Genomic DNA, 8,345 nt, shown 5'->3' on the forward strand with positions numbered 1-8,345 from the left:
CGTATGTACGAAGCGACCATCTATGCTACTGGCCAGCGCATGCGGTCGCGGCATCACGATTTCCTGTTCATCGACCAGCGTGAAGGTGGAACGCACAATCACGCCAAGCGACTTGGGAGGATTCACCGCCGTCATCGAACGACCCACGTACAGCGAGTCGTGCACGGGGTCGAGCGACAGCAACCCCGGCGTCTCCAGCTCCAGTTGAGCCAGCAAGCGGTTCGCACGATCGAACTTGAGCACACGGCCATCGCCGATCAGCGAGACGTACCAGTAGGCGCCGTTCTCCTCCACCACGACATGATGCGGCTTCGCATTCGCCGTAAAGCCGAGCGTGCGCAAGTCGAGCACCGTGTCGATGGCCAGACGCGCCTGATCGACCACGGTGATCGACGCCCCCGACTGATTTACGATATAGAGCTTGTCGCCGGCGTCAGCGCTCCGGCGCGGTGCGTAGCACGCGCTGGCGGCGACACAACACGTCGCCGCCAACGCGAGAATCTGACGCACTGCGCGCATCAGGGAACCACTTTGCGCGACATATCGCGCACGAAGAACACGCCTTCACCGATGCTCGTGACGACGATCGCGCCGCTCTTGAAGTACGGATACACGCTCCACGCGCCGGCGAAGCTCGGCGTGCCATCATCACCCGGATGCGTGTCCATGAAGCCGACTTCCTTCGGGTTGCGCGGATCGCTGACGTCGAGAATGCGCAGACCAGACGTGTAGTTCGCCTGGTACATGCGGTCGCCCTTCACGTACAAGTTGTGGTCGATCGCCTTCGACGTGCCGATATGCTCCTTCACCAGAATCGGATCGGACAGATCGGCGAGATCCCACACCAGCGTGCGCGTGCCCTTCGCCGCTTCTCCCTTGCCCGTCGATTCGTCGCCTTCGTCGTTCAGGTACAGGAAACGATGGTCGTCGGTGAGCCACGCCTGGTGTGCATAGGCGACGTTCGGATAGCTCGCCCGTGAAATGGCGACCGGCTTCTTCTTGTCGGTGAGGTCCGCGATGCTGATCGCGTTCTCGTTCGAACCAACGCAGATCTCCTTGCCCGTATACTTCGCATCGGGCCCGTGATACACCACACACTGCGCATCATGCGAATAGCCCGTACCGGCGGAACCGGTTTTGGGATCACCGAAACAGCCCGCGAACTTCGGCTTCTTGGGCGTCCGCACGTCGATCATGTGGTAGCCACCGCCGCATGTTTCGCCGCCACCGGAGTTGCCGACCGTGTACATGAAGCCGGTCTCTTCGTTCGCGACGATGTTGTGCGCGCTGTTGATGCGATCATACGTGACGTCGGGCTTGAACACTTGGGGTGTCTTCACCGTGCGCAGGCGCGTCATGTCGAACACCTGCATGCCGTGCTCGGCCGCGTTGTCGGACACGATGAACACGTGATCCTTATACATCTTCATGTCGCGCCACGCCGAGGACGGCGAGCCCTTGGTCTTCGGCAAATCGCCGAGGTAGCGCGGATTGACGGGGTCGGACACGTCGACGAACGACGTGCCGTCAGTGCGACCGAGGATCGCGATCTCGCGCTTCGTGACCGGATCGGTCCAACCCCAGTTGTCGTTCATGTTCGTGCCACGCCTACCGCCGATGGCCGAAATGGGCAGAAACGACATCAGCCCCGTGTTGCCGCACTCGAAGGCGCTGGCTTTGCCATCCTTGCCGCACTGCACTTCCTTGCCCTTCACCGCGCTGTACGTCTTGCTCGGCGCAACGGGGAAGAGCACGCCTTTCGACGTCCACGCACCCGCTGCGGACCGCTCGAGAAACATCACGCTGCCGGCGGCGCCGGCGTCGTTCGGCATGCCGACCACGGCCGAATTGCCCGATACGGCCACCGCCGCACCGAACGCCGCTCCCGGCTCGATCTCCGGCGTGGTGAGCTGATTCATCGACCACGTGCCTTCGGCGTCCTGACGCAGGCGCTGGATCGCGCCGGTATTTCGGTCGGAGCTGGGCGCCGAGAGCCAGAGCTCATTGCCGGCGCGTACGATCGCCGTACCCAGTCGTGCCGGGCCAAACGTGAACTGCGTAAACGACTGCCGCTCACGCCAGATCTCGGCGATCTCGCTGTAATCGAAGATCGTGACCAGGCCGGCGGCGGCGTTGCCCCCCATGCCCACGACCGGCAGCGCGCCCGGTGCGCCGACCGCGAGGCGCGTGCCGCTCAGCTGCACGGACTGGCCGAAGCGCGCGTTCTCGGCGCCCCGCGCCGACACCACGAGTGCTTCCTGCTTCCAGTTGCCATCGCTCTCGCGCCGATACACGAACACCCCGCCGCGGCGTGTCGCGCGTGCCGGCGCGCCGATCGCCATACGATCGCCGGCGATTGTGATCGATGTGCCGAAGGCGTCATTCACTTCGGTGCCTTCGCCGGCCATGCGCGCGATCGCGTCGTAGCTGCCACTCGCCGATTTACGAAACACGTGCACCGCGCCCGCGCCTTCGCCGGGAGCGGCGATGTAGACGCGGTCGCCCTCGAATACGATGGTGCTGCCGAAGGCGGCGCGCGCCGCACGGCTCGGCGCCTGCAGCAGGCCGCTGTGCGTCCACGTGCCAGCGGCCGACTTGCGGTATACATGCACCGTGCCGCGTAAGCTGTCGGCAGCGGTTCCGCTTTGATAGACCAGCAGCGACGTCCCGTCGGTAGCAAGCACGGCACCGAAGCCGTCGTTCGGTGCAGTTGTCGGGGCATGCAACGTACCCGACGGTCGCCAGACCGACGCCGTCCGCGTGTAAACGTGCACCGTGCCGGGCTCCTGACCGCGCGGCTCGCCCACAAAGGCGGTGTTCCCGCTGATGGCGACCGAAGCACCAAAAATCATGCGCGCCGGCGCGTCGCTGGTAATATGGGTCGTGACGGATTTCCGCGAGAGGGAATCGGCCACGGTCGCGGCGGATAGGGTTGCCGGACAGGCAAGGCAGGCCAGCCAGAGCGCGGTTCGCATTATGGGTCAGGTTGAGGGAAGCGAAGCAAACTATAAAATAGGCTCTTCGCGCTTTCGTGTGGGTGACTCTCGGCCCAACGGCCCGCAGCGATGCCTCACCGTACGTGGCCGCTGCCATGCCGCCGCGCCCGCTGAACTACCAGCCGCTTCCCGACGCGCCTGTGGTTGGTCCGTGCGCTTCAACGACCGGCCGAGGTGCTGCCGTGCTCAGGCGTGTCGGCCGAGATTCGCTCACTCGAAAACCCATCGAGCCAGACTGTAGACCAAGGTGGTCAGCGTGTAGCGACCTCTCAGTACGAGTCCTCTGCGCCTCTGCGTTCTCCGTTGCTCTGCGTGATCCGTGCTCGATCTACCCGAGCATCGCCGTCAGTGATTTGCCGCTGAACGGATCACGTGTCGACGGACCGTCTTCTGAACTGATCAACCCGAAGACGCTGAGGCGAAGAGCACGCAGCGGAACAGTCCTGAGTAAAGCTGGCTCTACGGGGCCGTAGGCCGTCGTCTCGCGCGGCGCCAAGCCGCGTTGACGCGGTTTTCAGGCGAGTCGGCCGAGAGTCACCTACACGAAAGTCCGAAGCGCCCCCTATAAACGTGAAGAGCGGATTCGCTTACTTCCTCTGCAGCATCCCCATCACCTGCGTCAACATCGCATTGCTCCCCGCGTTGACGTCGCCGTCGGGCGTGAGCTTGTCGATCAATTGCGGCAACATGGCCGCCAGTCCACCCATCGCCTGCGACGGATCCACGCCGGCCTGCGCCGCCGCCTGGGTCACCGCCGTGCTGCCGAGCGCGTTCTCCAGCTGCGCCGGCGAAACGGGCTTATTGGCGCCCGTGTTCACCCACGACGACACGATGTCGCCGAGCCCACTGCCCTGCATCTTCTGCACGAGTCCACCGATGCCGCCGCTCTCCTGCACCAGCGTCATGGCCATCTGCAGCAGCGCCGACGACGAGGTGCCACCCTGTGCCTTGGTGCCCAGCAACCCGCCCAACATTTGCTCGATGCCGCCGGCCTTGCCGCCCAGCAGCGAACCGGCCATGTCTCCCATCGCGCCGTCAAACAATCCCATCGGTCGCTCCCAAGAAGGTCGTGTGAAAAGGTCGTGCGTGTCTGTCGTACGAACGCGCGCTGCGCAGCAAACGTCAACGCTGAGTCCGGCGCGTGAGCCGCCTAGCGCACGCCAACCCCGACTCTGCTGCATGTTGCGGAGGCGCGGGCGTGGACCAAGTCATACAAACAGGAGAATTCGTGACAACAGAAGAGATCGAAACCATCATCGCCCTGGCCACGCTGGCCTCCATCAGCGATGGATCGCAGGACGAGGCCGAGCAGGCGCGCGTGGTCGAAGTCGCGCGGAGTCTGGGACTGCTGGCCCCGGAAACCGTGATCGCGCAGGCGATGAGCGGGGCGCTCACTATTCTCATGCTGGCCGCACGGCTGCCGTCCGACGAGGCAAAACGTCTTGCGCACGACACCGCGACCGCCGTCTGTCACGCCAACGGCTGGATCAGTCCGGGCGAAGGGAAGTTCTTGCAGGAGCTGGCCAATGCCCTCCAGCTCGATACGGCGCCCACTGACCATGTGATCGCCGATATCAATCGCGCCGTCGCCGATCACCCGGCGCTCTCGACCACGCCGTCCGTCGGCGTGCCAGTGGTCGCCGACGCCAACGCCGAAGGCGACGCCGCAGCGGCCGCCGCCGCTTCGCTCGACGATCACATTCTCGATCAGGCGATGCTGACGGCAGCGCTCGAACTGCTACCCGATCGCCTCGCCAATCTGGGCATCCTGCCGCTGCAGCTCCGTCTCGTGCATCACATTGGGCAGCGCCACGGGCAACAGCTCGACACGCAGCAAGTCACCGACCTCGTGGCCACGTTCGGGCTGGGCGCGGCGGCACAGGTGCTCGAAAAGGTGGTGCGACGGATGTTCGGCGGCATTGCCGGTGGACTGCTTGGCGGGCTGCTGGGCGGAACCGCCGGTGTTGCCACCGGCGCCGCTGTGACCTTCGCCAGCACGTATGCGCTCGGGCACGCGGCCGATCAGTACTACGAACAAGGACGCACCCTGTCAGCGGACGATCTCAAAGCGCTCTTCACCCGATTCCGCGCCGATGCCGTCACCATTTTCCCGCGCGTCGAAGCCCGCATCGGCGAGCTCGCGCGCGGTCGGTCGTTGGACAGCCTGCTGCGCACCGGGACCCGCTGACCGGAGCGCAGCAGCCAGAATTCAGTGCTCCAAGCCACCCGACCGGCGGAAGGTCGTCTGTTCACGGGAGAAGGTCGCGCACGGGATCGATGCACTACGAATCGAAATCCCGCCCGTTTCCGCGTCATCAGCCCAAAACACCGCCTTGCGGCCTGCCACACAGGTCGACTGCGGCGCGAAGGCAAACCCCTCGTTGTTGAGGTTCGGCATCGTGGTCGGGCGGGCAAAGCGCCGCGGGGCGAGGAAGCGGCCGCGCGTGGTCGAGCCCACCGTCACGTCGATCTGCAGCACACCCGTCGTATTGCCGCAACCGTTGTCACACGTGGCCCACAGATAGCCGGTCTCGCGATCGTACTCCATGCCCATCACGCCCGGGAAGGCGGTCACGATGGTGGCCACGCGGGTCGCGACGTTCGTGACGTGGTTCAGCGCGTAGGCATAGATGACGCCGTTGGCCTCGACACCCACGAGGAAGATGCCGGTGCCATGATTCGGATAGTCGGCCGGTGCGTAGGCGCGCCCTCTCGGTTCATCGATGAAGCCGTTCGCCACGAGCATGCTGTCGGGAATCCAAGTGATCGCCTCGACGCCAAGGTTGGCACCGGTTACCGGCAGATCGGCCGTGAGATTCCATTCGTTGGTCGCGGTGAGCGTACTACCAGCGGCTGATGGATCGAAACGCAGAATGCTGTTCCGACTCACCCCGTTTGCGCTGTTGTTGCGCTCAGAAACCACATACAAACCGCCGCTCGATGCGCCCGCCACGATCGTGATGCCCTCGGCGTCGGGCTCCCCAAGTCCATCTGGAAAGCGCACCAGCTTGCCGGCGCCCCAGCCGTTGCTCGGATCGGGCGTCCAGATCCCTCCGCTGAAGATCAGTCGGAACACCGACCCCGGGCCATTGCGCGCGGCCCAGAGCACTGCCGGCTGACCGCCGCTCGCCGCTTCGTACGTGAGTCCGCTCAGATTGCCCCCGAATACGGCAGCGCCGCTCACCGCCCGCACGTCATCGCTTCCCGGCCACGGCGACGTGGGCGGTCCGGCAAGAGGGGTGCAGTTATTCGCGGCGCCCTTGGTCGCCACCGAGTTCTCGGCGAATTCACCGACGCCATCGGGACAGCGCCCGTAGGTGATGGCGGCATGCGCCGTCCAGGTGTACGAATCGAGCAGCGTGCTGTTCGCGTCGAAAATTCGCGCCGCATCGGCCGCACCAAGCCCGAATCCGAGCACGCTTTCTTCGATCACGTAGTAACCGCCCGGCGCAATGGTCGCTCCGGCCGGCAGCCGCGTGGTGCGCGTGTCATCGTTGTCCTTCACGAGGAAATTCGACAGATCTACGGCGGTTAGCCCAAAGTTGAACAGTTCGATCCAATCACCTGGCATACCGCCGCTCGACTCGACTTCATTCACACGAATCAGCGCGCTGCAATCGTTGGCCGTCCCTTTCGTCGACGTGGCGTTGGTGACGAAGGCACCCGTCGGGCTTGGGCAGCGACCGTAAGTGGTCAACGCGTGTGCCGTCCACGAGTACTCGTCCACCACGACGCCGAACTGGTTGAAGATCCGCGCGGCATCGGCGACGCCGAGCCCGAAGCCGAACGTTCCTTCTTCCACCACGAAATACGCGCCCGCGGGAATCACCGTGCCCATCGGAAACGCGAACGTCCGCGCGTTGTCGTTGTCCTTGACGCCCCAGCCGGAGATGTCGACCGCCGCGGCCGTCGGATTGAACAACTCTATCCAGTCACCAGGCGTCCCACCGTTCGATTCGACCTCGGTGATGCGAATCGCCGGCGATGCAACCACGGTGACGGTGCGCTGGGCCGTCACCGTGCCGACCGCCGCTGTGATCGTCGTGCTGCCGGGCGCGATGGCACGCACGGCGCCGACGTTGTCCACCGTCGCAATCGCCGCCGACGCGCTCGACCACGTCACGGTACCACTCGCCAACAGCCGACCCAACTGGTCAAGGCCGCTGGTGGTCGCCGTGACTGCTTGACCCTGCGTCAGCGAGAGCGTGGCGGGCGTGATGGTGAGCGACGTAATTGTCGCCGCCACCACGGTGAGTTGGAGCTGACCCGTCACGCCGCCAGAGGTGGCACTCACCGCAACCGTTCCCGGCGCCACACCCGTGACCTCACCGCCCGTCGACACCGTCGCGATCGACATCGCCGTCGAACGCCACTCGATCGTTCCCGGCGCGATGGCGGCACCGAACTGATCGAGCGGCCGTGGCGTCACCAGCACCGTCTGCCCGGTCACGATCGACGTGGCCGGAGCCGACAGCGTGATCTGCGCGAGCTTCGGCGGGTCGTTGGCATCGCTACACGCCGCCGCGCTGAATGCAACGACCAGCGAAACGATCGCGTGGCGAACAACGGCAACGCCTGAAAAGCGGCGGACACGCCGGATACGATCAGAAGCGAGCATGGAGGCGGGCTCGGAAGGGAGGAGTTAGACGCAACATGTGAGCATGAGACGGTGGCGTCACGATCCCACCGCGTCGCCGTCACGATCCGGTCACCGTCTCGCGGTCGCGACCATCGCGTGGCAGTTTGTGTGGCATGACCTTATCCTCGATCCTGCGCGCATTGTCTCTCGTGCTTACCCTCGGTGCCTCCGGGCTGACCCGCAGCGTCGCGGCGCAGCCCGCGCGATTCCTCGTGCCCGATGCCTCGCCGGGCGCCGGCTGGCTCAAGGGCAACACACACACCCATACCACCAACTCCGACGGCGATACCGCTCCCGAGGAAGTCGCCCGCTGGTACAAGAACCGGAAGTACGACTTTCTCGTGCTCTCCGATCACAACGTCTTCACCGATCCGGCCACGCTGGCATCACTGATGGACTCGACGTTTCTGCTGATCCCTGGTGAAGAGGTGACGACCGCGTTCCAGAAGGCCGCCGTGCATGTGAATGCGCTCGGCATAACGCGCGTGATCGCCGCGCCGCGCGACAGCACCCTGCTCGGCACCGTGCAGAAAACCGTCGATGCCATCCGCGCCGAACGAGCCGTGCCCCACATCAACCATCCGAATTTTCTCTGGAGCATCGACACGGCCACGCTCTTCCGCGTGAAGAACGACCGACTGCTCGAGATCTTCAACGGGCATCCCACGGTGCACAACATCGGCGGCGGCGACTGGCCCGGTATGGAAGAC

Annotated in this window: 4 protein-coding genes and 2 pseudogenes; 2 read left to right on the forward strand and 4 right to left on the reverse strand. The window is 64.9% G+C overall.

The window, feature by feature from the left end:
• The 3 genes and pseudogenes from ACESNG_RS00065 to ACESNG_RS00075 form a co-directional block, all read right to left on the reverse strand.
• Positions 1 to 519 (reverse strand): annotated as a pseudogene (locus ACESNG_RS00065) (YncE family protein); the annotation flags it as partial.
• A complete protein-coding gene (locus ACESNG_RS00070; protein WP_373067188.1) occupies positions 519 to 2,975 on the reverse strand; it encodes a choice-of-anchor B family protein in 2,457 nt (818 codons plus the stop codon). The pseudogene ACESNG_RS00065 and the gene ACESNG_RS00070, both read right to left, overlap by 1 nt.
• 608 nt (positions 2,976 to 3,583) lie before the next feature.
• Entirely contained in the window at positions 3,584 to 4,045 is a 462-nt protein-coding gene (locus ACESNG_RS00075; protein ID WP_373059737.1) for a YidB family protein, read from the reverse strand.
• A gap of 179 nt (positions 4,046 to 4,224) precedes the next feature.
• Between ACESNG_RS00075 and ACESNG_RS00080 the strand changes: the two genes are divergently transcribed.
• Positions 4,225 to 5,184: a hypothetical protein gene (locus tag ACESNG_RS00080; RefSeq protein WP_373059739.1), complete on the forward strand. Its 960-nt coding sequence runs from the start codon at positions 4,225 to 4,227 to the stop codon at positions 5,182 to 5,184.
• A gap of 21 nt (positions 5,185 to 5,205) precedes the next feature.
• On the opposite strand, the gene ACESNG_RS00085 is transcribed toward ACESNG_RS00080, so the two are convergent.
• Positions 5,206 to 7,614, reverse strand: a complete 2,409-nt coding sequence (locus tag ACESNG_RS00085; protein WP_373059741.1) for a lamin tail domain-containing protein — start codon at positions 7,612 to 7,614, stop codon at positions 5,206 to 5,208.
• Between the two features lie 134 nt (positions 7,615 to 7,748).
• On the opposite strand from ACESNG_RS00085, the pseudogene ACESNG_RS00090 reads away from it, so the two are divergent.
• Positions 7,749 to 8,345: pseudogene (locus ACESNG_RS00090) on the forward strand (PHP domain-containing protein); the annotation flags it as partial.

The sequence above is a fragment of the Gemmatimonas sp. genome (assembly GCF_041689975.1).
GTDB lineage: Bacteria > Gemmatimonadota > Gemmatimonadetes > Gemmatimonadales > Gemmatimonadaceae > Gemmatimonas.

What these genes read in the sequence shown, in the direction of transcription:
- ACESNG_RS00085 (WP_373059741.1), bottom strand. Translation starts at nt 7,614, where the DNA reads ATGCTCGCTTCTGATCGTATCCGGCGTGTCCGCCGCTTTTCAGGCGTT.
- ACESNG_RS00070 (WP_373067188.1), bottom strand. Translation starts at nt 2,975, where the DNA reads ATGCGAACCGCGCTCTGGCTGGCCTGCCTTGCCTGTCCGGCAACCCTA.
- ACESNG_RS00075 (WP_373059737.1), bottom strand. Translation starts at nt 4,045, where the DNA reads ATGGGATTGTTTGACGGCGCGATGGGAGACATGGCCGGTTCGCTGCTG.